This window comes from Cecembia rubra (assembly GCF_003014575.1).
Taxonomy (GTDB): domain Bacteria; phylum Bacteroidota; class Bacteroidia; order Cytophagales; family Cyclobacteriaceae; genus Cecembia_A; species Cecembia_A rubra.
On record NZ_PYGF01000006.1, the window covers coordinates 42,179 to 65,333 of the forward strand.

Annotated in this window: 18 protein-coding genes; 6 read left to right on the forward strand and 12 right to left on the reverse strand. The window is 40.9% G+C overall.

Annotation, left to right across the window (positions count from 1 at the left end; all coding sequences use genetic code 11):
* Nucleotides 1-74 precede the first annotated feature (74 nt).
* The 5 genes from CLV48_RS11690 to CLV48_RS11710 form a co-directional block, all read right to left on the reverse strand.
* Nucleotides 75-1,691, reverse strand: a complete 1,617-nt coding sequence (locus CLV48_RS11690; RefSeq protein ID WP_106567474.1) for a Gfo/Idh/MocA family protein — start codon at nucleotides 1,689-1,691, stop codon at nucleotides 75-77.
* A 12-nt stretch (nucleotides 1,692-1,703) separates the two neighbouring features.
* Entirely contained in the window at nucleotides 1,704-2,192 is a 489-nt protein-coding gene (locus tag CLV48_RS11695) for a DoxX family membrane protein (protein WP_106567475.1), read from the reverse strand.
* A gap of 102 nt (nucleotides 2,193-2,294) precedes the next feature.
* Complete coding sequence (locus tag CLV48_RS11700) at nucleotides 2,295-3,089, reverse strand: 5'-methylthioadenosine/adenosylhomocysteine nucleosidase (RefSeq protein ID WP_106567476.1); 795 nt, start codon at nucleotides 3,087-3,089, stop codon at nucleotides 2,295-2,297.
* Entirely contained in the window at nucleotides 3,086-4,390 is a 1,305-nt protein-coding gene (locus tag CLV48_RS11705; RefSeq protein ID WP_106567477.1) for an NCS2 family permease, read from the reverse strand. The genes CLV48_RS11700 and CLV48_RS11705 overlap by 4 nt, the downstream gene beginning before the upstream one ends.
* 77 nt (nucleotides 4,391-4,467) lie before the next feature.
* Nucleotides 4,468-5,421: an EamA family transporter gene (locus CLV48_RS11710; protein WP_106567478.1), complete on the reverse strand. Its 954-nt coding sequence runs from the start codon at nucleotides 5,419-5,421 to the stop codon at nucleotides 4,468-4,470.
* 143 nt (nucleotides 5,422-5,564) lie between these two features.
* Between CLV48_RS11710 and CLV48_RS11715 the strand changes: the two genes are divergently transcribed.
* Nucleotides 5,565-7,259, forward strand: a complete 1,695-nt coding sequence (locus CLV48_RS11715; protein ID WP_106567479.1) for a sulfatase family protein — start codon at nucleotides 5,565-5,567, stop codon at nucleotides 7,257-7,259.
* A 1,365-nt stretch (nucleotides 7,260-8,624) separates the two neighbouring features.
* On the opposite strand, the gene CLV48_RS11720 is transcribed toward CLV48_RS11715, so the two are convergent.
* Entirely contained in the window at nucleotides 8,625-9,404 is a 780-nt protein-coding gene (locus tag CLV48_RS11720) for an AraC family transcriptional regulator (RefSeq protein WP_245889542.1), read from the reverse strand.
* A gap of 195 nt (nucleotides 9,405-9,599) precedes the next feature.
* Between CLV48_RS11720 and CLV48_RS11725 the strand changes: the two genes are divergently transcribed.
* Entirely contained in the window at nucleotides 9,600-10,415 is an 816-nt protein-coding gene (locus CLV48_RS11725; protein ID WP_106567481.1) for a phytanoyl-CoA dioxygenase family protein, read from the forward strand.
* Between the two features lie 108 nt (nucleotides 10,416-10,523).
* Here CLV48_RS11725 and CLV48_RS11730 read toward each other — a convergent pair whose 3' ends face one another.
* From CLV48_RS11730 to CLV48_RS11750, 5 genes are all read right to left on the reverse strand, one after another.
* Complete coding sequence (locus CLV48_RS11730) at nucleotides 10,524-11,495, reverse strand: phytanoyl-CoA dioxygenase family protein (RefSeq protein WP_106567482.1); 972 nt, start codon at nucleotides 11,493-11,495, stop codon at nucleotides 10,524-10,526.
* A gap of 104 nt (nucleotides 11,496-11,599) precedes the next feature.
* Nucleotides 11,600-12,478 (reverse strand): alpha/beta hydrolase, encoded by an 879-nt coding sequence (locus tag CLV48_RS11735; RefSeq protein ID WP_106567483.1) that lies wholly within the window; start codon nucleotides 12,476-12,478, stop codon nucleotides 11,600-11,602.
* 72 nt (nucleotides 12,479-12,550) lie between these two features.
* The gene (locus CLV48_RS11740; RefSeq protein ID WP_106567484.1) at nucleotides 12,551-15,358 is read right to left on the reverse strand and encodes a PQQ-dependent sugar dehydrogenase; all 2,808 of its coding nucleotides are present in this window, start codon (nucleotides 15,356-15,358) and stop codon (nucleotides 12,551-12,553) included.
* A 27-nt stretch (nucleotides 15,359-15,385) separates the two neighbouring features.
* Nucleotides 15,386-16,414, reverse strand: coding sequence for a sugar phosphate isomerase/epimerase family protein (locus tag CLV48_RS11745; RefSeq protein ID WP_106567485.1), 1,029 nt, complete (start codon nucleotides 16,412-16,414; stop codon nucleotides 15,386-15,388).
* A 410-nt stretch (nucleotides 16,415-16,824) separates the two neighbouring features.
* On the reverse strand, nucleotides 16,825-18,018 hold the full coding sequence (locus tag CLV48_RS11750) for an MFS transporter (protein WP_106567661.1): 1,194 nt from the start codon (nucleotides 18,016-18,018) through the stop codon (nucleotides 16,825-16,827).
* A gap of 368 nt (nucleotides 18,019-18,386) precedes the next feature.
* Between CLV48_RS11750 and CLV48_RS11760 the strand changes: the two genes are divergently transcribed.
* Nucleotides 18,387-18,731, forward strand: coding sequence for a glycoside hydrolase family 97 C-terminal domain-containing protein (locus CLV48_RS11760; RefSeq protein ID WP_146140094.1), 345 nt, complete (start codon nucleotides 18,387-18,389; stop codon nucleotides 18,729-18,731).
* A gap of 171 nt (nucleotides 18,732-18,902) precedes the next feature.
* On the opposite strand, the gene CLV48_RS11765 is transcribed toward CLV48_RS11760, so the two are convergent.
* Nucleotides 18,903-19,730, reverse strand: coding sequence for a sugar phosphate isomerase/epimerase family protein (locus tag CLV48_RS11765; protein ID WP_106567488.1), 828 nt, complete (start codon nucleotides 19,728-19,730; stop codon nucleotides 18,903-18,905).
* A gap of 182 nt (nucleotides 19,731-19,912) precedes the next feature.
* On the opposite strand from CLV48_RS11765, the gene CLV48_RS11770 reads away from it, so the two are divergent.
* The 3 genes from CLV48_RS11770 (at nucleotide 19,913) to CLV48_RS11780 (ending at nucleotide 23,060) form a co-directional block, all read left to right on the forward strand.
* Nucleotides 19,913-20,476: a C10 family peptidase gene (locus CLV48_RS11770; protein ID WP_106567489.1), complete on the forward strand. Its 564-nt coding sequence runs from the start codon at nucleotides 19,913-19,915 to the stop codon at nucleotides 20,474-20,476.
* On the forward strand, nucleotides 20,473-21,471 hold the full coding sequence (locus tag CLV48_RS11775; protein WP_106567490.1) for a TolB family protein: 999 nt from the start codon (nucleotides 20,473-20,475) through the stop codon (nucleotides 21,469-21,471). Before CLV48_RS11770 ends, CLV48_RS11775 begins: the two co-directional genes overlap by 4 nt.
* Before the next feature lie 281 nt (nucleotides 21,472-21,752).
* Nucleotides 21,753-23,060 carry a prolyl oligopeptidase family serine peptidase gene (locus CLV48_RS11780; RefSeq protein ID WP_106567491.1) on the forward strand — a complete coding sequence of 436 codons (1,308 nt, stop codon included), beginning with the start codon at nucleotides 21,753-21,755 and terminating at the stop codon, nucleotides 23,058-23,060.
* Nucleotides 23,061-23,155: the final 95 nt, after the last annotated feature.

A 23,155-nucleotide genomic window follows, 5' to 3' on the forward strand; every position in this document is an offset into this window, starting at 1 on the left:
AAATAAGCCCTCCGCCAATGGATATGGTGGAGGGCATTTTGCTTGTAGCTTCAGTAAAAAATGGGAGGTGCTGATTAAACTTCATTATTGAGTAATACTGCATCCAAATCCTCACCGGGAAGTGCGAGGATCTGTTCATTTGCTTCATCCCACTCAATTCTCCTGCCCAATTTATAGGAAAGTCCACCCATATGTGCAGTGATAGCTTCTTCAAATCCTTCTTGAATTCCGCAGCTGGGAGTTCCCCCATTTCGGATACAGCTTAGCCATTCCCTGATGTGGAGGAATGTAGAGTCTACCCTTTTGCCATCCCGATAGGTCCAGAGAAGGCCTTTGTCAGCAAAGTACTTAGCGGTGGCAGAGGTGACTGCATCCACGCCATTGGCACTTGGATCGTACTGGTAGATAGGGACTTTTGGGTCAATTCTTCCTTCTTTGATCATCTCCCGGTATTTAGTAGACCTTGGATCGGCATAAATAGAAAGTGTATTGCCAAGTTCCATGGATGCATCATGTCCCATCAGGAGGGTGCCCCGGTCGAATTGATTGCCCAAAGTTGCGCTATATACCATGGTCATCCCTTTTTCTTTTCCAGCTTCCTGACTGCCACCCGTTGTAAAATCCGGAAATTCCATGTTGATATGCATGACATCCGGAACGTTCCTGCCATCTCTATGGGTGTAAATTCCACCCGAAGCAGTGACATATTTAGGAATACCCATTTTTAGGATACAATTGATTCTGTCATAATCATGGGTCAACAAATCTCCTGATAAGCCAGAACCATATGCCCACCATTTTCTCCAGCGGAAGAAATGTTCCGCATTAAAAGGGATCTTAGGGGCATTTCCCAAAAATTCGTTCCAGTCAATGGTGGCAGTGGAAGCTTCGGGATGGATTTCATATTGCCATGCACCATTGTCATCATTTCTGTTGGTTGTGGTCATAATCATGGAAATATGTCCCAAAGTGTTTTTGGAGATGGCATCCATAGCAGTAAGGAAACTTTGCGTCTGCCGGTGCTGGTGTCCCACAGCAAAAACAACATCTGGATTTTTTGTTACTGCATCTCTCAATTCGTATGTCTCCTGTATAGTATGGGTCATAGGTTTTTCGAGATATACATGCACACCTGCTTCTACAGCAGCTTTTGCCATAGGTGCATGCCAATGGTCAGGTGTAGCAATGATCACAGCATCTATTTCACCACTGTTTATTAATTCCAAATGGCTTTTATACCTTTTGCAGCTATTTCCATTGCTGTTGAAAGAACGAAGGGCTTTTTCCGCTCGGACATCAAAAATGTCACAGATGGCAGTCAATTTAACGTTTAGATTTTCCTGGGCTTTGAAATCTTCTAATCTCTTGTCATTTGGATTTTCTAAAGCTGATTTGGCCATATCTTCCAACCATTCATTGGTAGCAAAACCCAGGGAGCGCATCAATTGCTCCCCTCTGATTCCAAATCCAATAAGACCAACACGCAGGGGCTCCCCGCTCATGGGGCCCGATGCAGGGGGAGGAGTGGCTTTTATATTCAATTTTTCAAGCAAAAACTCCCTTTCCAGTTTAGCTTTTTCTGTATTGCTTAGACCGGCATACCAAACTGCCCCTATTATTGGAACACCTGCCAGACTTTTCAATAAATCCCTTCTCGAGAATCCTCTGAATAATTTTTTGTCGTTTGTCATGATCGTAGAGAATTAGGTAGTGGATGCTTGGACATTTTTCTTGGCCCAAAGTCTTTCCAATCCCAAGACTTTGGAAGTTGGGAATAGGAAGATGACCATTAAAGCAGCTGCTTCAATCAAGTTCTTATTGATGATCCAATAGCTGCCTTCCGTAATCCCTTGTGGATATCCCGGAAATGGGGGATGGGCAAAGTAATACATCAATAACAAACCTATACCAATGATGCTAACCAGCTTGGTCTTATAGCCAAGGATCAATCCTAATCCTACAATCAGTAGTGCCGCAATATTTAGGGTATCTACGATTGAAATCATAGATTCTCCGGCAAGCCACTGGAAGAAATTTTTCATATAAGTGGCACTGAGTAAATAACCCTTTGCAGTCCATGAAGGACTGTACAGTTTGATAACACCTTCGTAGAGAAAATGCCAACCTACAAACAAGCGCAAAATTACCAATCCGCTTGTCTGGGCTGTGGTAAGTTTTATGGTTTGGGACATAGCCTAATAGTTTGAATGAACAAACGATATTAGGGTCTTTTGCCTAAAAAAATCATGACCTAAATCAGGAAATTTCCTGATAATGAATTGTAATTAAGGATGTCAATTGCCCATCTCTTCTAAGATTGCCAATACCAGTTTGGCGGAGTTAATGGATGCAGGTTCTACAAATTGATTAAAATCTATACGGGCATTGTTATTGGCATTATCACTGAGGCTTCTGATAACGATGAAAGGAATATTTAAAGTTTGGCACAAATGCCCTACTGCAGCTCCTTCCATTTCAGTGGCCAAGGCCTCAAATTCTTCATATAGCCAAAATGCTTTTTCATTGCTGCTGACAAACATGTCACCTGTTGCGATCACACCTGAAAATACTTTGGGATGCCTTTCTGCAATTGGACCAAAATCTACTTTTCCGGCTGCCATTAAACATTTTATTAACAGTTTTTTATCTGCATCTACATAAAGATTTTCCAAATGGCCTCCAGTAAGTTTACGGTAAGGAGTCACCGAGAAGCCCGTGGAATCAAACTTTCCAAAATCGTGCTGTATGAGTTTTTCCCCTATTACCAAATCCCCTGGAAGGGATTCGGGATGTAATCCTCCCGCTACTCCGGTGAAAATAAGTGATTCTATTTTGAAATTTTGAGTCAAAACTGCAGTACTGTAAGAAGCATTGACTTTGCCGACTCCAGCTTTAAGAACAACTACTTTTTTACCTTGGAGTTTCCCAGTAAAAAAATCAATTCCTCCTTTGTTTACCTTTTTCTGTTTTTTCATTTGATCCAAAAGAATAGCTATTTCCTGATCCAAAGCGCCCATGATGGCAATTTTTTGGGCTTGGGCACTAAGTTGAAGAATCAGAAAGAAATATAATAGCAGTGCTTTTTTCATTGCCAAAGGAAGATTAAGGACAGTAGAGAAATGATGATTAAGATGGGGTTTATCTCTTTTGCTTTGCCGGAAAGGATTTTCAGGATGGTCCAACTTACAAATCCAAATGATATCCCTGTGGACAAACTGTATGTGAACGGGATCAAAACCATGGTAAGAAACGCAGGAATGGCTTCTTCATACTTTTTCCAATCGATCATGGCTGCTGGTATGATCATAAATGAACCTACCAATACCAAGGCAATGGAACTTGCAATAGATGGAATAATAGACAGCAAAGGTGAAAGAAACATGAAAGGCAAAAACAAAAGCCCCGCAGTGATGGCTGTTTTTCCTGTCCTGCCTCCCGCCTCAATTCCAACCGCGGACTCAATAAAAGCAGTGCCCGAACTGCTTCCAACCAATCCTGCAAATAATGTAGCAAACGCATCTGTCAATAAGGATTGACGCATATTTCTTGGAGTTCCATCTGGATCTTTGAGACCGGATGCTTCCGAAAGCCCGACAAAGGTAGAAATACCATCAAAAAGGATGGTGAAAGTGAATACAAATATGACTGATAAATAGGAAAACTTCAGGGATCCAAGGATGTCTGCTTTGCCTACCAAGCTGAAATCGGGCAAGGAAAAAGCGCCGTTGTAATTGACCAAAGTACCCAATCCAAAATTTATCGCTGAAGCATCACCCCACCACCTGCCAATTGGCCAGGCTAATAGGGTGGTAAACAAAATTCCATAGATGATGGCCCCGCTTACTTTTCTGATAACCAAAGCACCTGTTACAAATAATCCCAAAAGAAATGTCAAACTCACGGGATTCTGTAATGAGGCAACGCTTACCAGAGTTTCTGGATTATCTATGATAAAATGGGCGTTTTGAAAGCCAATAAAGCAAATAAAAAGCCCTATTCCAGCAGCTACAGAATGGCGGATAGCAGAAGGAATAGCGGCGATGATTTTTTCCCTGGTTTTGAATGCCGATAGCAAAAGAAAAATCACTCCTGACCAAAAAACCGCTCCCAAAGCTTCTTCATAGCTGAGTCCATAACCTTTTACAGCAGTGTAGGCAAAAAAGGCATTGATCCCCATGCCCGGAGCTACTACGATGGGGTTTTTGGCATACAAACCCATCATTATGCTTCCAAAAGCAGAAACCAGAACTGTAGCTGTCAATACTCCTGAAAAGGGCATATCTGCTGCAGCAAGGATAGCAGGATTTACTACTATGATGTAAAAAGAGGCAAGAAAGGTACTGATCCCTGCAAGTATTTCAGTTTTGAGATTGTTATTTGATTGATCCATTTATTTGGAAATAATGGCGATAGTAAGCTGTAATGATTTTAGGTTCAGGAGGTTTAATTCTAAAGCTTATTGATTCCTTAAAAGTTGATCGGCTTTTCCACCGGTGTAATAGGAACTTTACTTTTCTTGACCTTCTTGGCTAAAGTCAAGATGGCCACAGTTATGATAATGACTAAAGTGCCTAACCAATCCATAAAGGTAAACTGAAGATTTAACCAAACCACAGCAGTAAGTGCCGCAGAAAGGGGTTCCACTGAACATAGCAAACTCGCCGTCTGGGCACCTATGTAATTTAGTGAGGCCAGGAAAATGGAAAAGGAGATAACCGTTCCAAATAAGATAATGTAAGAGAATGCCGTCCAAGTTCCAGGATCCCAGATACCTGAACTTTCCCAAGGGTTTGTAAAGAGTGAAAAGGAAATACCTCCTATCAACATACCCCATCCTGTGACAGTCGGTGCGGAATAACTTCTGAGTAATTGTACTGGCTGAATGGTGTAAAATGCCAGGGCAATTGCTGCTATTATGCCCCAAAACAGGGCAGCCTCAGAAATGACCAAAGTGTCCAGACTCCCGTGGGTGACCAAAAGGAAAGTTCCGGTAAGGGCCAGGATTAAAGCAAGATATTCCATAAAAATGGGCCAGCGTCTGTTTTTGATGGCGTAAAATGCCACTACAAATACAGGACCAATATATTGGAGGACTGTTGCTGTTGCAGCATTGGAAAGACTTATGCTGTAGAAGTAGGTGAACTGTACTGCTACCATTCCCAGTATACCAAAAAGCAGGACTTGTAAGGCATCCTTTGGTTTTCTCCAGATTTTCCAGACATCTGAATTTTTCCGTATGATAGCAAAAGCAACAAGTATAATTCCTGCAATAAGCATCCTCCAGGAGACCAGCCATGCAGGATCAACATTTCTTTTTTCAAACAAAAATTGGGCACAGGTACCTGAAATTCCCCAGAAAATAGCAGCGGATAGGGCCATTATAAAACCAGAAATAATCTGACGGTCGGTAGCGGATGACATAGTGTAGGTTGGCGAAAGATTTAGCAAATAAAACGCATTTTTGGGAAATATTTTGCCCTGCCACCTGTATAAAATTTTATACTCTTCGGATTAATATGGGTTTTGTTTTTTACTTTTAAGCCAAACCTTGCTTCCTATAACCTATGAAGATTGCCAATAGATTCCAATGGGCATTGATCCTTTTGGTCCTGATTTTGGCCTGCAGCCCCAAATCATCCGAGACTGTAGTTTCCAAAAGACCCAATATTATATTCATCATGTCTGATGACCATGCCTATCAGGCTATTTCTGCTTATGATAACAGGCTTATCCAAACGCCAAACATCGACAGGCTGGCCGAAATGGGAATGCTCTTTACCAATGCAAGCGTGACCAATTCCATCTGTGCCCCTTCACGGGCTACAATTCTCACAGGTAAACATTCCCATCTCAATGGAAAAGTTGACAATCACTTTCATTTTGATACTACCAATATCACTTTTCCACAAATTCTACAGCAAGCAGGCTATCAGACAGCTATGTTCGGTAAACTGCATTTTGGTAATAATCCCAAAGGTTTTGACCAATTTAAAATCTTGCCTGGTCAAGGGGCATATTACAATCCGGAATTCATAACCAAATATGAAGGCAATATCACTGTTGACGGTTATGTGACTGATATCATTACAGATATGACTTTGGATTGGCTGGAAAATGAGAGGAAAGAGGATCAGCCGTTTATGTTGATGTACTTGCATAAGGCGCCACATAGGTCTTGGTTGATGGCTGAAAGGCATTTAGAGGAGTTTACTAATAAGAATTTCCCAGAGCCAGCAACCTTGTTTGACGATTATTCTGGAAGGACTACTCCGGCCGGAGAAGCAGAGATGAATATATTAAAGCATATGAGTTGGGCCGGAGACCATAAGGTATTTCCTGAATTGATGGATAAACTTGGAATTCCTGAAATCGGATTTGATAAAAGAAGGTATGATTTTGAATATAGCCGATTCAATGATGCACAAAAGGAGGCTTTTATGAATACCTATGGAAAAGTCAATGAAGAATTTGGCAAAGCTTATCCTTCCATGTCAGAAGAGGATAAAATGCGCTGGAAATACCAGCGCTACATGCAGGATTATCTGGGTACAATTCAGGCCGTAGATGAAAATATGGGCAGGCTTTTGGATTATCTGGAAGCCAATGACCTGATGGAAAATACGATTATTGTGTACACTTCGGACCAAGGATTTTATTTGGGCGAACACGGTTGGTTTGACAAACGATTTATTTATGACGAATCCTTCAAGACACCTCTCCTGATTTCATGGCCTGGGAAAGTGAAAGCGGGTTCCCGTTCAGACGAACTGGTTCAAAATCTCGATTTTGCGCAAACTTTTCTTGAGGCTGCAGGAATTGAAGCACCCTCGGATATGCAGGGGGAAAGCCTGATTCCTATATTGACCGGCCAAGAAAATAAGTGGACGCGTGACGCAGTGTATTACCATTATTATGAATATCCTGCTGAGCACATGGTCAACAGGCACTATGCCATTGTGACCAAGGACTACAAATTGGTGCATTATTATTATGTTGAGGATCAATGGGAATTATTGGACAGGAATAAGGATCCCATGGAACTAAAAAATTTCTATGATGATCCTGCCTATGTAGAAATCAAAGCAGATCTTCACCGAAGACTGGAGGCACTCAGAGAAAAATATAAGGATAATACGGATATCTCTCAGCGATATATTGATGATTTTATGAAAGATGCCCTGGATGGGAAGGTTTTTGGGGTAAGTAAAGATAAGGCCAATGAGATTATCCAGAGGAGGGAAAGGGGGACCGAGCGTTAAAAATTAGTCCAGTTGACTAATTTAGCGAGGGTCCAGGATGTAGGGTGGGAATGTGAATAAGAGCCAAGTAAAAAGGCAAAAGTAAAAAGGGGGATTTCGAAAGTCGGATTTCGGAATGAATAATCTTATCCTATTAAGCATTAGTTTCTGAATAACCGATAAGCCCTGAAGGGCCGTTCTGTATTAGCCAGAGCCAGTTTGCTGCGTAGGAATAAGAGCCAAGTAAAAAGGCAAAAGTAAAAAGGGGGATGTCGAAAGTCGGATTTCGGAATGAATAATCTTATCCTATTAAGCATTAGTTTCTGAATAACCGATAGGGCCTGAAGGGCCGCTCTGTTACAGCCTAGGGCAAAGCCCTAGGTAAAATGACACCTCATTAATCCCATGAGGTCTGAAGGACCGATCGGTGATTGAAGGCAAATGCCCAGTCAAATCATTTTAATTTGGTTTTTATCGATTCAATTTAATGAATTAAACAGGTCGGCCCTTCAGGCCTCTGGTTCAATCTTGGGTCATCTTTGCCCAGACTTCCGCAAGCTTTAGTCTGAGCTGTCACTGGTCAGCCTTTCAGGCTTTTGGTGTCCTTGATTATTTCGGATCCCTTAAGGCTTGAAGGGCCGTTCTGTATTAGCCAGAGCCAGTTTGTTGCGTAGGAATAAGAGCCAAGTAAAAAGGCAAAAATAAAAAGGGGGATGTCGAAAGTCGGATTTCGGAATGAATAATCTTATCCTATTAAGCATTAGTTTCTGAATAACCGATAAGCCCTGAAGGGCCGCTCTGTTACAGCCTAGGGCAAAGCCCTAGGTAAAATGACACCTCATTAATCCCATGAGGTCTGAAGGACCGATCGGTGATTGAAGGCAAATGCCCAGTCAAATCATTTTAATTTGGTTTTTATCGATTCAATTTAATGAATTAAACAGGTCGGCCCTTCAGGCCTCTGGTTCAATCTTGGGTCATCTTTGCCCAGACTTCAGCAAGCTTTAGTCTGAGCTGTCACTGGTCAGCCTTTCAGGCTTTTGGTGTCCTTGATTATTTCGGATCCCTTAAGGCTTGAAGGGCCGTTCTGTATTAGCCAGGGCCAGTTTGCTGCGTAGGAATAAGAGCCAAGTAAAAAGGCAAAAGTAAAAAGGGGGATTTCGAAAGTCGGATTTCAGAATGAATAATCCTATCCTATTAAGCATTAGTTTCTGAATAACCGATAAGGCCTGAAGGGCCGCTCTGTGATAGCCCGGGGCGAGGCCCTGGGAAAATGAAATGTTCAATAAAATCAGATGTCTGAAGGACCGATCTGAAGAAAAGGGAATTGTCAGATCGTGTCGGTTGTGATTATGTTTTGCGTTATGAAAATTCCAATACCTTGTCTCAGGGTTTTTTAGTATGTTTTTCCTTAAATGTTGTGGGAGCCATATTTTTTTCTTTTTTGAAAACTCTATTAAAATGAGAGACTTGTTGAAAACCTACTTTGTAGGCTATTTCTGCTATATCCCAATCTGTGGACAAAATCCATCTGCTGGCCTGTTCAATTCTTAATTTATTGACATAAGTGATCAAAGAGTGGCCCATTGATCGCTTGAACCAAGCACTAAAATATGTCGGACTCATTGGGATCATTTTTGCAATATGCTCCAATTCGATTTTTTGATTAAAATTTTCGTGTAAATAACCTTTAATCCGGTTGATTCTAAAGTTTTCTTTATGAATGTGGTTTAGGTTGTAATCAAGTGAATTGGATAATCTTGTTTTCTCTTGTTTTTCAAGATTAGCTATCAAGCCGATCAAAGATAAAAGTTGATCGGTTGGACTCAAATGTTCAAAACCAATAATGGTTTGGATGATTTCTTCGGATGGATTTGGGAAGAGGTAACCTTTTTCTGCGCATTTCAAAAAATCTACTATATGGGACATTTCTGGGAAATTTCGGAATAATGCTAATGGAAACTGGAAGACAATTCCACATTGTATGGTACTTTTTTGTTCCCCTTGGGTAGCCCAGGTATGGGGTAAGTTTTCGCCCAGTAACACCAAATCCCCTTCCTGGAAAGCATCAATCTGATCACCTACATATCGGATTCCTCTTCCTTGTTGGATATATGTCAGCTCAATTTCAGGATGGTAATGCCAAAGGTGTGGGAATGCTTCCATCTCTAATTTTAAGAATTGGAAGGACTTGGATTTATAAATGGGGGTAATTTCTTCAAGATGGGGCCTCACTTGTTTTATTTTATGGTGTATAAAAATTTTTAATTAAAATATAGCGTAAAATATGTAAATAATTGCGTAAAATTTGAAAAACTTGCATTCATACCATCTTTTTAATTTTGGTAAAAAATTAAAACTATGAGCCATTCAACCATTCAAGATGTTTATCCGCTAACACAGGAGCAAGTTGCTTTTTACGATGAAAACCGATTTATCAAATTAAAAAATGTCTTAAATCCGGATGAGGTCCGGATTTTTGGATCTATCATTTCCAAGGAGGTAGAAAAATTGAATCAACAAAGTAAGCCATTAGAGGAAAGAGATACCTATGGAAAGGCATTCCTTCAGCTTTTCAACTTATGGAGGCACAATGAGACCATCAAAGAACTTGTGTTGAGCAAAAGGTTGGCGAGCATTGCTGCAGGATTGATGGGATGTGAGAAGGTAAGGATTTATCATGACCAAGCACTATTTAAAGAAGCTGGAGGAGGAATAACTCCTTGGCATGCTGATCAATATTACTGGCCTATTGATACAGATAAAACAATTACTGCTTGGATACCTTTACAAGAAACGCCTTTGGAAATGGGACCTTTGGAATTTTCTGCCAAAAGCCATCAGTTACTTTTTGGGAGAGACTTGGAAATTGGAGATGAATCAGAAGCACGGCTAAAGCAAAAATTACGTATTAATAATTTTGAGCATGTCATTGAACCGTTTGAATTGGGAGACGTGAGTTTTCATTCCGGTTGGGTTTTTCACCGGGCAGGTGCCAATAAAACGAATCAAACAAGGAAAGTAATGACCGTTATATTTATGGATGCAGAAGCTAAGCTTAAACAACCTGAAAACCAAAACCAAATAAATGATTGGAACACATGGTGCCCTGGAGCTAAGGTTGGAGAGGTTATTAATTCTCCTTTAAACCCAGTGGTCAATCATATAAACCCGTGATATAGGGGGATTTTTCCGTGAAATCCCTGAGAATAGACTTAAACCGCAACCCAAATAAGGAATTTGCTTTCTTATAAAATCTTAAAGTAAACCTAAATCACAGAAATATCACCACCTATCTAATCCCAGCAATTTTCTGCCCAAAGGGGATAAAACGGCTGTTTCATATCTGGTTTGTTCCCAGTTTCTGGGATCTCCGGGAAATGCATACCCGGTAGGAGCGGTTCTGTTTTTCCAGGAATTGATGCGCCATTGCCGAACTGCTTCATTCTCCTCCTCAGCGGGCACCATAGAGATATACTGTGCGATCCTGACTTTGTCGGAACGGTTAGCACGGATGCCATGTGGTAAAAGACTATTAAAAATCAATAAATCTCCTGCTTCAAGTTTGACCTTCACAATCTTACTTTCCATGCCGCTGATATCAGGAAGGAATCGGTTTCTATCTGCTGGTTGAGTTAGCTTCCAGGTGTCATACTCCCGGTAAAGTTCGGGGATACACTGAAATCCGCCCATGTTTTCATCCGTTTGGTCTGCCAAGGCCAGGACCCCCTGCACATTCTGGGGCTTGGTTTCAGGATCATAATCCCAATGGATGAATGCCTTATATTCATGGCCGGGCCGGATTGGAAAATTTAAATTGGCCCGATCAATGGTCACCCAGAGTTTTTCTGTTCCCCAAATGTCAACAAAGGCATCATAGATTTTTGGCATTTGCCGGTTGTTCCAAAGATGCTGATGGTTATACACCTCCACCATCCCGGTCCCTACCAATTCCTTCATTTCCATTTCGTTATAGGGGTTTTTATACCAAGTATCTGGATTGTCTGGATCCTTGTCCTCAAATTCCCATAAAAAGTCTGCAGTTGCTTTGACCTGTGCATTGGGCACGGCATTTTTGATGATGACATAACCATTCTGAATCCAAAATTGCCAATCTTCCTCATTGAGCATCCTTAAAGACTTCCCGTTTGACCTGTCATTGAGGCGGTTACTCCTGTTGATGGAAGTGGTAGGGTTACCTGGTAAGTTAAGGGTATGCCCGGTTTTTCCCTCTTTATGGTCATAGCCTTTCTGCATATTGTTTCCTTGAACTGGTGATAAAGCAAGATAATCATAATCAAAGGTTTATCAAATCAGGTGGTGTTGAAGGCTTGATAAAGCCCAATCTACCTGGTCTCATTTCATTGAAAATCAATAAGCCCTCTAATGCGAAGCCAATGCTCAAAATCTTTGACCCATTGGTCAGAGCTGGTGCCCTTTCTTGCAAAGCCAAATCCGTGACCTCCATTTTCATACACGTGTAATTCTGATGGATGGCCTGCTGCAAACCAATCCTGATAGAGGGATACACTGTGAGGCATAAAGTCCAGCTCATCATCAGAAGCAACAGCCACGAAAATCGGGGTCTTTTTCTGCGGCATTAACGAACCTAAGACTGCTTTTCTGTAAAGGTAAACCGGTACCAAAAAATCTGGTTTCCATTCTTCAGAAGCACTTAATGCCACCGACATGGTGACTGTGCCGCCTGCTGAAAATCCCATGAAACCAATTTTATTGGGATCGATTTCAAGTTCTTTCGCATGTGACCTGACATATTTCATGGCCTCAATGCCGTCATTTTTTGCCATTTCAACAACGGGGGCATTGATGGAGTCAAGCTTGTCTTTGTCCTGCATCAAGGGTGTTAAGGTTTCAAAAGGGTTATCAGTTTGGCTTTTTACCAAGCGGTATTTTAGCACAAAAGCCGAAATCCCTAATTCATTCAACCATTCCGCAATCCTGATGCCCTCATTGTCAAGGGATAAAATATGAAAAGCACCTCCAGGGGCTATTATGATTGAAGTGCCATTGGTTTTATCTTGTGAAGCTGGGAAATGTAATAATTCAGGTTCCGATACATCATAAAGGATGCGGTTTTCCGGAGATGGTGTAATCACCTTTTCAGTCCATGTCCAAGTCTCAGAACCTGGGGCTTTCCCATGATACAGTTTGATGATATTTTGAGCATTTGTCTGAAAACTGGCGAATAATAAAAGAAAGAGAACAGAAATTGGTTTCATGTTTTTCAGGTTCAAAAATCCCCCGACTTATGGAAGTACAAGCCGGGGGCTAAGGGTTATCAGCAGAATGGGTTAATCTTGAGTGATTATATTGGAAAACTGGATTTCAGAAATACTCATTAGGATATCCTCCTTGCCGGCTTCAGGGTTTCTAAAGATGAAAAATACATCCTGTAAACCGCTGGTTTTATCGATTTTGATCTCGGCTTTGGGTGTATTTTCTCTTCTCCACTGGATGATGTTCACTCCAGCTGGCGGTCTTCTGAATCCCTGGTTCAAGGGTTCCATTTTTTGGGATTGACCGATGATTTGTCCCTCAGGACTTCCCAACCTTACTTCTATATGGCCTCCCACAGCTCCATTTCTTGGGCTGACATTGACATAAAGGTTAATGGCTTCCACTCCTGACAGATCAAAGGATTTGAAACCTATATGAGATCTATCCCCCACCATAAAGAAGTTGATGCTTGGGGTAGTCAAAAGGTTGACTCCTTTTCTCAGTTCAGCAGATTGAGGATCAACAAATGGGTTTTTAAGTGCAACAAAATCCACTCCGCTCAGGGAAGCTATCTGACCGGCACCTTTGTCCGAGTAAGATGCCCTTAACAGGAATCCACCCTGTCCATCTTCTCCCTCAGGAATTTTAGGTTTTATGCTGCCGCTAAGCGGTAAAGGGGTAACTGTAGGTTTCACTTCATTCATACTGAGAATAAAGTCTACCATTCTTTTGGCATCAGACGCACTGAGTTCGGGATGGGCACTCATACCATGATCGCCCCAAACGCCACTACCGCCATTGAGGATTTTGTCCACTAGGTAATCGATATTGCTGGCTGTCTTTGGATATTTTTCCGCTACAGCTGAGTAGCTTGGGCCTATGGACGATTTGTCATATTGATGACAGGATTTGCAATCACTACCTTCGATCAGATTTTTTCCAATATTTAATACAGCCATGGTTTCGGCGCCGCTTTGTTTGGAAGCGATCTCTATTGGGTCAAAGCCGGAAGGTACATAATCAAAAGTGATGGCAACTTCTTCTGCTTTGATTTTTCCATCTTTGGTAGAGCCGTCTTCTTTGTCTGAAACAGTGACGGCATATTGTATTTCAGATTGTCCAAAATAGAAAGTCCGGTTACCCGAAAAATCAATCTTCACCTGTGGAGGTTCATTACCCGCAAAGATCTGGAATCCGGCACTGTTTTGCTCTCCTTTGGTGTCTGTTACCGTCAAAGTTACCTGGTATGTTCCTGCCTCATTGAAATCAAACGATGGATTTTTTTCTTTCAAAAGCGTTTGTTGGCCCTTATCTGAAATAATCTTCCATTCATATTTTAATTTCCCTTGGTCATAGGAATCATAATCCAAGGTGCCTTCTGAAGATAAGTTGGCCGTAAAGGGAACAGCACCTGCCTTCTTGTCTGCCGAAGCCTGAACCATAGGTTTACGGTTTCCCCCATTGTACTCAATTTTGACAATTCGGGAATTCGGATTGCCACGGAACCAGGCTGAGCCATATTCCAAAATATAAAGCGCTCCGTCCGGTCCGAAGTCCATGTCTATGGCTGAACTGAAAGTTTCATTGGGAAGGAAGCGCTCCATGGAAACATAATCTCCATTATTATCCATGGTGACGGCCATTATCCAGCCTCGCATAAAGTCCACAATCAACCATTTGCCTTCATAATAAGCAGGAAAAACAAAAGGAGCCTCTTTTTTGAAATCAGCTTTCCTAAATACAGGCCCTCCAGTAGCAGATCTCCCTGAGCTTCCCAACATAGGGAATTCCTCAGAAACCCCATAAGGATACCATATCATGGCCGGAATAGGAGGGGGAAGCTCCCTCAAACCAGTGTTGTTGACTGATTCATTTACAGGATTATTGACATCATAGGGCTCACCATAAGTATTGGTTTCATGGTTATGCCGTACGTAGGCTTGGTTATTCCCAATGAAATAAGGCCATCCGAAAAAACCAGGCCCTTTGGCCTGATTGAATTCATCATAGCCTTTTGGACCCCAAATGGAATCCGTTACCGCATCAGGCCCGACTTCTCCCCAATAGAGAAAGCCTGTTTTACTGTCCAAGGTTGGTCTCCATGGATTTCTATGCCCCATGGTATAGATTTCAGGCCTGGTTTTTTCCATGCCCACAGGGAATAAATTTCCCTTTGGAATACTGTAAGTACCATCCGGCTCAGGTTTGATCCTGAGGATTTTTCCTCTTAAGTCATTGGTATTGCCGGGAGCTCTTTGGTCATCTGAGTTCTCATGTCCCGGCCTTTCATCCAGATTGGAGGTGCCTTCCCTTGGATTGACGGTGTTGTTTCCGGTAGTCAGGTAAAGGTTTCCATCTTTGTCAAAAACCATTCCTCCGCCAGTATGGCAGCACTCTTCCCTTTGGGTGGGCACTTCCAAAAGGATCTTCTTGGAAGAATTGATCAATTCATTTCCCTTCAACTCCCACCTTGCCAAAACATGTTTGGGAACATCAGGATCTGCATAATACATGTAAATCCAATTGTTTTTCTCATAGTTGGGGTCAGCTATCACTCCCATCAATCCTTCTTCCGCTTCTCTGACTATCCCTTCTTTGTTGGTGTATTTGGTGTTGACAGGAACAAAACCTACCTCGATCATTTCACCAGTATTTTCATCGAAAACTTTGACAGCTCCTTTCCTTTCTACTAATAGGATCTTTCTTCCCGGCAGAAAGGTCATTTCCATGGGTTCGTCCATTCCTTCAGTTAAGACGACCTTTGTAAAGCGGTTTTCTTCAGGTTTGATGCTCGGGTCATCCTTTTGATTTTTACAGGAGAAAATTAATACAAAAAAGAAGGATGAGATAAGGCAAAGCCTAAGTGTAATAGGTTTGATCATAGGTTATTGGTTTTTATTTCGGAGAGATTATCCTAGGGCTTTCCTGCAGAATTCCAGACATTTTTGTACTTCTTTTACTGCATCAGAACTTTGTTCAACTTGGTATTCCAGTTCAATAGTTGCCGGGAAATTGTATTTTTTATCCCGCATCATCCTGAGGATTTCACCCACAGGAGTGTCCCCTGCTCCCCAAGGAAGGTTGCCTTTTCCATTTTCTGGCGTTTGACGGTCTTTGATATGCATGCTCCAGATTCTGGTATGCTGTTTTTGAATAAGTTCCATCATATCAGTATGGCCTGCTGCTACATAGTGACCTATATCGAAATTCAATCCATTGCTTTTGTTTTGGCCTAAGGCTGTATCCCAAAAGGTAAAAGTCTGCTGCTCATGTCCATGATAGCCTACTTTCATTCTATTGGAATCTCCCAATCTGCCTAAACGCTGGGTTTGATTATCATCCGAAGGATGTTCTAAAGTAATATGGCTGGCACCGAGAATTTTGGCAGCTTTCATACCGTAAGCTACTTCTGCATCTGTATTATTCACCCCAAATGCATTGGGCTTGAAAGCATAGACCTCAATTCCGGCATCTTTAAACATTTTTGCGGCTTGCTCAAATTTCTTGAAATCGGTTTTGTTTCTCCAATCCGTCACCAATTTGGAATAGGCCTCTGATTGGGATCTGATATCTGCCAATTCTTCTTTTTCAGTTACGGTCAATTCCTCACCCCTTCTTTGCTTACCTCCAAGCTGAAAGGCACGCATTCTATTAAATGCCGGCTGTGGCATCCCTGCAAAATATTCTACAGGTTCTCCCATCATTTCTACAGCACTGATTCCTGATTCCCTGATATACTTGATGTTTGCCTCAAGACTTTGGTCCTGCATAGTTCGGTAAGAGTAGGTAATGCAACCTATCTGTACCCCGTTGATTTTTGAGTTTGGTTTATTGTAGGATTTGATAATGGAAGGAGCCCCTTCAAGCCACATGGGTGCCAAAGACAAGCCTGTTGCTCCCAATAAGGTGGTCTTCAAAAATTCTCTTCTGTTTTTCATTATGAATCGGATTTGAGGTTAGAGCAAATTGAGGTAATTTTAACCCTATATGTACTAACAACATAATGAAAATCGAATGAATGAGAAATCAATCATTTAACTGGTGAAAATCTGGTATGGATGAATGATAGAATTTAAATCTGCAATATGCCTTATAATTACTGTTCCACGGTTCATAATTTATTTACTTGGCCATCCTTCCCGGCCTCATAATCAATTGCTTCTCTGAATAGCTTCATTCACCAACCGGTATGTACAGGATGCTTCATTCTCTAAAAATTTGATTCTTTTGTTTCTTGGCCTCTTTCCGATCTATTTTGACAGTCAGGTTGTCATTGTAAAACAATGATATTTGCAAATTTCATCACTTAGTCTTCAGTTTGATGCCTAACGTAGTGATTTTAAAATTCTTAGAATCCGGGTGAATAATTTCTGTGTTTGATTTTTAGCTTTTTGATGAGGAAATAATAGGAGAGGGCCAATAGAATTGCCTGGAAAAAGAAGGAAATCGGAATGACTTCCCAACCAAATGGATCAGTAAGAAATCCTGAAACAGCCGGTAGGATAGCTCCTCCAATCATTGCTGCAGAAATCTGGAAACCAATGATATTCGCTGCGAATTTTTCTCCAAAGAGCCCGGGAACCAAAGCAATCATGGAAGGAAATACAGGGGCGCATGAGAATCCGATCAAAAAAATTCCTAAAAAGCTCATAGTATTGGAAACATCAACCAGAAATGCTCCTGACCCAATTATTATCCCAAACATAGCCAGATGAAGAACCTGCACTGTGCTGATTTTTTTAAGGATAAATCCGAACAAAATTCTTCCTAAAGTAAGGCTCCCCCAAAAAGTACTAACCCATAGGCCAGCGGATTCTTCAGCAATACTCCTGGACTTGGTCAGGATGGTAAAGGTCCATTGACCTACACACACCTCCAACCCGGTGTAAACGAAAAAAATCAGTATACTAAGCCAGACCAAAGGTTTTTGGAGGGTCAACCTATATGAAATTTTTTCCTGGTTAATTTCTTTGGTTTTCTCTTTTACCAACCACATTTTGGAACTGAGAATGAAAAGGATGCCAAGTGAAATTTGGATAGAGCCTACAAAGTAATATCCTGATTTCCAGGTCTGGCCCATGGTGAAAAACCAGGTAAGGATCAAAGGGCCTGAAGTGGCTCCTATTCCATAAAAAGCATGCAGCCAATTGACAACACTGGGACTGAAATTAGCTGATGCAAAAATATTGAGTGAGGTATCTATGGCTCCACCTCCGGATCCCAGAAAGTATGCGGAGAAAATCAGAAAAATCCATTGATTGGATAAGGCAAATCCAAAAAGGCTTACCCCTGTAAGGAAACAACTGAAAGCAAGAAGCCAGCCCAGACTTATCCATGACATAATTTTACTGCTTGTCATACTGGAACTTAGATACCCCGCGACAAAAAACATCAGCAACACACCCAGATTTTCCAAAGGAATATCCAATTTATCTGAAATAAATGGCCAAGCAATACCCAATAACCCGTCCGGAAGTCCAAGACTAACGAAAGCGATAAAGGAAATAAGAATTAGAAACCTGAGTTTGAGAGATGTTGTCATAGAATGAAAATTAAGCATTTTTGGTTTTTTCTTAAATCAAATTCAATTGATTTGGAGATAATAATTAACCTATCTAAAATAAATTTTCTAAAAGCTTTATTCATGAGGCTCTTCATCCTATGTATTGTTTATCATTTGACATTAACAAATCTGCCAGCCCATAATCCAACAAATATTGATTTACCAACAGAACTACTTCGTACATATCCCAATGGGATGGACAGTGGATCAGCTCGTGGGAATGAGTTCAGTTATGTCCCTATTTTGGGAATCACAACCAGAGCATGAAACCATTTTGACATTCACAAGATTAAAAGGAGGGCCTAAGGACTATTTCCTGGGATTTTTTCATTTTGAACTCAACCAATGTGAGAAGGAGAGAACTACCCGGGTCAATTACTGCCAATTCCAAGCAGGAAGCCTTATTTGTCTTTTTTTACAGTCCTGAATACATGATTGGGTACATTCCGGAAAACCTTGAAAAATACCCTGACCTTTTGAAATTTATGGTGGATATCTCTATGACTTGGGAGGAAAGTATCGTGTTGGATTCCAAACCTGGTGATTATGTGGTTTATGACAGAAAGGACAAATATGGAGTTTGGTATATAGTTGACATTTCAGATGAAGAGGAAAGGGAGGTCACTTTAGACTTGACTTTCCTGCAGAAAGGGAAAAAAATACCATGCCCTTTTTGTTATAGATGCCATTGATGCTTCATACGATCTCAATCCTACTGCATATGAGCAAAATTTCATAACAATTCAGGCGGAAAGCCTTTCAATATCAGGATGGCCAAGGGCGGAGGATTTGCATTGAAAATTTTTTAAGATTAGGGATTAATCAGTAAACCAGATTTAATGTGAGCAATTATTTGCAACAAACTATTTTTTTGTTGCCACAATCACGCCCCGGAAATATCCGATGGATTCAGCGATTCCGGAGAAGGGATTGTCAAAATTACGTTCATGTTCGAGGCTGCACACCCCGGAATAACCTGTTTTTCTCAGCATCTGTACAAAGGCAGGGATATCTAGGATGCCTCTTCCGATTTCTATAGATTTCCCTTCCTTGGTGGCGGCTGTGACATCTTTGATGTGCATGTCAAATATTCGGTCCTTGTATTTCTCCAGATCGGCTACAGGGTCTTTTCCGTTTCGTGCCGTATGGCCTATATCCAGACACATGCCCATTCTTGTGTCCAAGTCCTTGATATGGGACCAGATATCATCGGCATCCGGATAAAGGGCTATATCAGGTCCGTGCATATGAATTGCATATTTGAAATCATAGGCCTTTACTTTTTCATTGATGTAGGGGAGGAGTTCGGTATTAGGTACCCCTACGATCAGTTTTACCCCAACTCTTTTTGCATAGTCAAAAGCATTGTCCACATCCTCTTTGCTTCTCATGTAGATAGGGCCTACCGCATAGCCGGTCACCCCCTTTTCGGCCAGTTTTTGGTGGAAAGCGGCGATTTCCTGTTCTGAGCTGTTGAATGGCAAATGAAAATCCTTGATGCAGAGGTATTTGACCTGATTGGTGGCCAGGTCTTCCAAAGTCCTGTCCAGGTCAAATTTATGGTAAGTATATCCTGCCATCCCTATTTTGAAGGGTTCATTGGCCTCCGGGAGTTTTTGGGAAAAAGAAAGAAAATGGATGCAAAGGAAGAGGGTTAAAGAAATACAAAGGGTAAGGTAAGTTTTGCTCATGGTTTTTCGGGATCTTGTGGATTGTGGTTAAAATTAAGCTTACTTAGCATAAAAAGAAACTCTTTTTATTTTGTGCCTTATGATGTTTCAATTAAGGCCTGATGCCATTTAATACAGCGTTAAAAATTTTATTTTTTAGTTGGTTATTTAAAAGTTATAGTTTATGTTGAAATAGTTAAATAATGCACTATGAAAACAAACAAAAAAACAAACAAAAAAACAAACAAAAAAACAAACAAAAAAACAAACAAAAAAACAAACAAAAAAACAAACAAAAAAACAAACATTTATTATTTAAATGCTTTGTTATCGGACTGATGCTTTCAGTAGCAATTTCAGCAAATACTGATTTTTACTTTTTAGGAACTTGTAATGGTATGACTTTGCCATCAAGTATTAGACCTGCCCTTACAGCTATGGGGATGCAATCTAATGGAAGTGTTTCAACATTTAATCCTAATTTGTTAAGAAATGAATTTTCTCAAGGTTATCCAGCTATTTTTTATGGTTATGATAATGTTTTTACAGAATGGCACATATGGACAAGTGATGGATATAGGAGACATAATTATAAATCTTACAATTGTGATACAGATGGCTGCGTAGAGTGGCATTATTCATGGTTTTATATGAATTGGGGCTGGAATAGTGGGGCAAATGCTTGGTATGCTTCTGGTATGTTTCAACCCAATGGATCTAATTCCAATTACAACAATAATTTAAGAATGATAATCGGTATCCGATGAAAAATCACATTTTATTAATAATAGTTATTCTATTTGCCAGTTGCGATAGAATCAAATATCCTGAAGGTTCATTTTCTGTGACGCCAGTAAACCTTGATTTTATAAACTCTTCCTCAGATGATATCAATTCAAATGCCCATTTTTTTGAAGATAGGATTGAATTTGTTTTTTCAACCAATAGACCTGGACCATTTGGCAATGATTTTAATCTATTGACTTTCAATATTGCTTTTTCCTGGGATCAAAAGGAGGGTATATTTGCGGTAAGAGAATTGAGTCCAAATTTTCAAACTGCTAAATATACCAGTATAAAAAGGTTAGCAGAAAGTACAGCATCTCCCTCTGATGAAAAGGGGCCTTATAGTTATCAAGAAGCAAAAGATAATATGATTTTATTATTTTCTCGTAATTATGAAGGAGTACATTCAATTACTGCATTACCTCAAAAGCCTGTAATTTCATTAAATTCCAATACCCTCCCATACTTTCGTGTGAAAGAAGATTCCTCCAATGAAATGTATCCCTGTTTTTATGGGAAGGAATTTATCAAGGGAAATTTGAACGGAGACGGAATTCCTGAAAAAATACTCTTTAGTTCGGATAAGGATGGTCAATTTGATATTTATGAGATGGACATTCCAACAGGAATGACACCTTTGGAATTTCTGGCCGATGCCGCACCCAAGGAAATCAGGAAGCTATCTATCAATACTTCATCCAATGACCATATGCCTTTTGTGTTGGGAGATAAGCTTGTATTTGCTTCGGACAGACCTGGTGGATTGGGAGGGTATGACCTTTATTATGCCAAGAAAACAGCAGAGGGCTGGTCTAGTCCTGTTAACTTTGGGCATCCTATTAATTCTGAGTTTGACGAATACAGGCCTATTATTTCCCCATCAGAAATGTTTCAAAATAACCTTATGATATTCTCTTCCGACCGACCGGGAGGTAAGGGAGGCTTTGACCTGTACTATGTAGGGGTGCCTAAGTGAGACTAATTTTCATTTGAATTAACCAATCTATTAAAATTAGCTCAGACTCTTTTTCGGAATTTTATTTCTGAAGTTAAGGGTCTGAGTTTTTATTTTAAAAAATCAGTCTGAAAGTAGTCAATAACTTAATCATCATAACATTTGGAGGGAACGGCATTGACAGGTTATAAGTCCTTCATTAACTTCAAATAGATTATTTGGCATTTATTTCCATTCTTGTAATAAATGTTCCGTAAATCCCGGGCAAATCTTAATTTTCAAAGACCAAACTCACACCCAAAATGAAAAAATTACACTTCTTGATCTTGCTGATTTCCGGCCTTGGCCTTTGGATTCATCCGGTTTTTGCTTCTCTGCCCAATGATGCGCCTTCCACAGGAGGGGACTACCGCTGGGTAGTAGAAGGTTTTGATTGGGGGCCAGCAGTCAATAAAGTCATTCTTTCCTTACCGGAAAATACCAAGGAAGCCCATGTGGCCCATTACCAGGTATTTGCCAAAAGGTCATTGGAGGGAGTGGAAATTCCTGCGGAAAATGCCTCTGGAATGCGTTCGGTGGTCTATGCCTATGTGTCTGATGAAAATGGCAACAGGCGTGAAGAAGGAAAGCATATTACCTTGGTGCTATCTGTGAGCCCTGTTATGCCACTGAGTTCACCCTTCCAATATACCAGGATCAACAACAGGGGAGGGAACTATTGGGTAGATTACGGTTTAACCGTCATTCATACCAAATCCGGTCAGGTTTGGAACAATCCTGTGGGCAAGATCATGCCTTTGGTGGATGATTTTGATCTTAGGGGAAAATTTACTTATGGTAACAACCAGTCCATGTCCTATGCGGCTTTCACCCCATCCACTATCAAAGGGAAGGTGCCATTGATCATCTGGCTCCATGGAGGGGGTGAAGGAGGATATGATCCCACAGTTGCCTTGCTTGGCAACAGAGCAGCGAACTACGCCTCACCTGAAATCCAGTTACTTTTTGGTGGAGCTTATGTTTTGGCTCCCCAAGCCCCAACCTTTTGGATGCAGGCTGCTGAAGGGATGACCAGAGGAAAAGACAATGATGTGTACAATGAGGCACTTTTTAACTTGATAAAGGATTTTGTGTCCAAAAATCCCAATATTGATCCCAAAAGAATCTATGTGGGCGGTTGTTCAAATGGGGGCTATATGGCCCTCAAACTGATCTTGGAGCAACCGGATTTTTTTGCTGCGGCCTATATCAGTGCTTTGGCTTACAGCAATGAGTTCATTACTGATGCACAGATCCAAAAGATCAAAAACGTACCCCTGTGGTTTATCCATGCCAAGGAAGATCCCACCACAGTGGCAGATCAGACGGTGCTTCCGTTATACCATAGGTTGAAGGCCGGAGGGGCAAAAAATGTTTACTTTACTTTCTATGACCATGTCACGGATATTACTGGATTTTATGGAGGGGAAAATTACCGCTACAATGCCCATTGGTCCTGGATTTACAGCCATGCCAATCTGGCCAGGACAGATTTTGATGGTTCGCCGGTAATGGTCAATGGCCGTCCTGTCACTATTATGGAATGGATGGCAGCGCAGCGAAAAAAGTAAACAATTGAGTTCAGCTATTGCAGAATTTTAATCTGGGCCAAATAAATGATTTTGGCCCAGTCATTTTTTATTTTTCTCAGATAAAACCTTAATTT

Coding starts and splice junctions, on each gene's coding strand:
- CLV48_RS11695 (WP_106567475.1), bottom strand. CDS start 2,192: ATGTCCCAAACCATAAAACTTACCACAGCCCAGACAAGCGGATTGGTA.
- CLV48_RS11765 (WP_106567488.1), bottom strand. CDS start 19,730: ATGAGCAAAACTTACCTTACCCTTTGTATTTCTTTAACCCTCTTCCTT.
- CLV48_RS11720 (WP_245889542.1), bottom strand. CDS start 9,404: ATGGAAGCATTCCCACACCTTTGGCATTACCATCCTGAAATTGAGCTG.
- CLV48_RS11690 (WP_106567474.1), bottom strand. CDS start 1,691: ATGACAAACGACAAAAAATTATTCAGAGGATTCTCGAGAAGGGATTTA.
- CLV48_RS11750 (WP_106567661.1), bottom strand. CDS start 18,018: ATGACAACATCTCTCAAACTCAGGTTTCTAATTCTTATTTCCTTTATC.
- CLV48_RS11745 (WP_106567485.1), bottom strand. CDS start 16,414: ATGAAAAACAGAAGAGAATTTTTGAAGACCACCTTATTGGGAGCAACA.
- CLV48_RS11770 (WP_106567489.1), top strand. CDS start 19,913: ATGCACTATGAAAACAAACAAAAAAACAAACAAAAAAACAAACAAAAA.
- CLV48_RS11740 (WP_106567484.1), bottom strand. CDS start 15,358: ATGATCAAACCTATTACACTTAGGCTTTGCCTTATCTCATCCTTCTTT.
- CLV48_RS11715 (WP_106567479.1), top strand. CDS start 5,565: ATGAAGATTGCCAATAGATTCCAATGGGCATTGATCCTTTTGGTCCTG.
- CLV48_RS11700 (WP_106567476.1), bottom strand. CDS start 3,089: ATGAAAAAAGCACTGCTATTATATTTCTTTCTGATTCTTCAACTTAGT.
- CLV48_RS11710 (WP_106567478.1), bottom strand. CDS start 5,421: ATGTCATCCGCTACCGACCGTCAGATTATTTCTGGTTTTATAATGGCC.
- CLV48_RS11735 (WP_106567483.1), bottom strand. CDS start 12,478: ATGAAACCAATTTCTGTTCTCTTTCTTTTATTATTCGCCAGTTTTCAG.
- CLV48_RS11705 (WP_106567477.1), bottom strand. CDS start 4,390: ATGGATCAATCAAATAACAATCTCAAAACTGAAATACTTGCAGGGATC.
- CLV48_RS11730 (WP_106567482.1), bottom strand. CDS start 11,495: ATGCAGAAAGGCTATGACCATAAAGAGGGAAAAACCGGGCATACCCTT.
- CLV48_RS11775 (WP_106567490.1), top strand. CDS start 20,473: ATGAAAAATCACATTTTATTAATAATAGTTATTCTATTTGCCAGTTGC.
- CLV48_RS11725 (WP_106567481.1), top strand. CDS start 9,600: ATGAGCCATTCAACCATTCAAGATGTTTATCCGCTAACACAGGAGCAA.
- CLV48_RS11780 (WP_106567491.1), top strand. CDS start 21,753: ATGAAAAAATTACACTTCTTGATCTTGCTGATTTCCGGCCTTGGCCTT.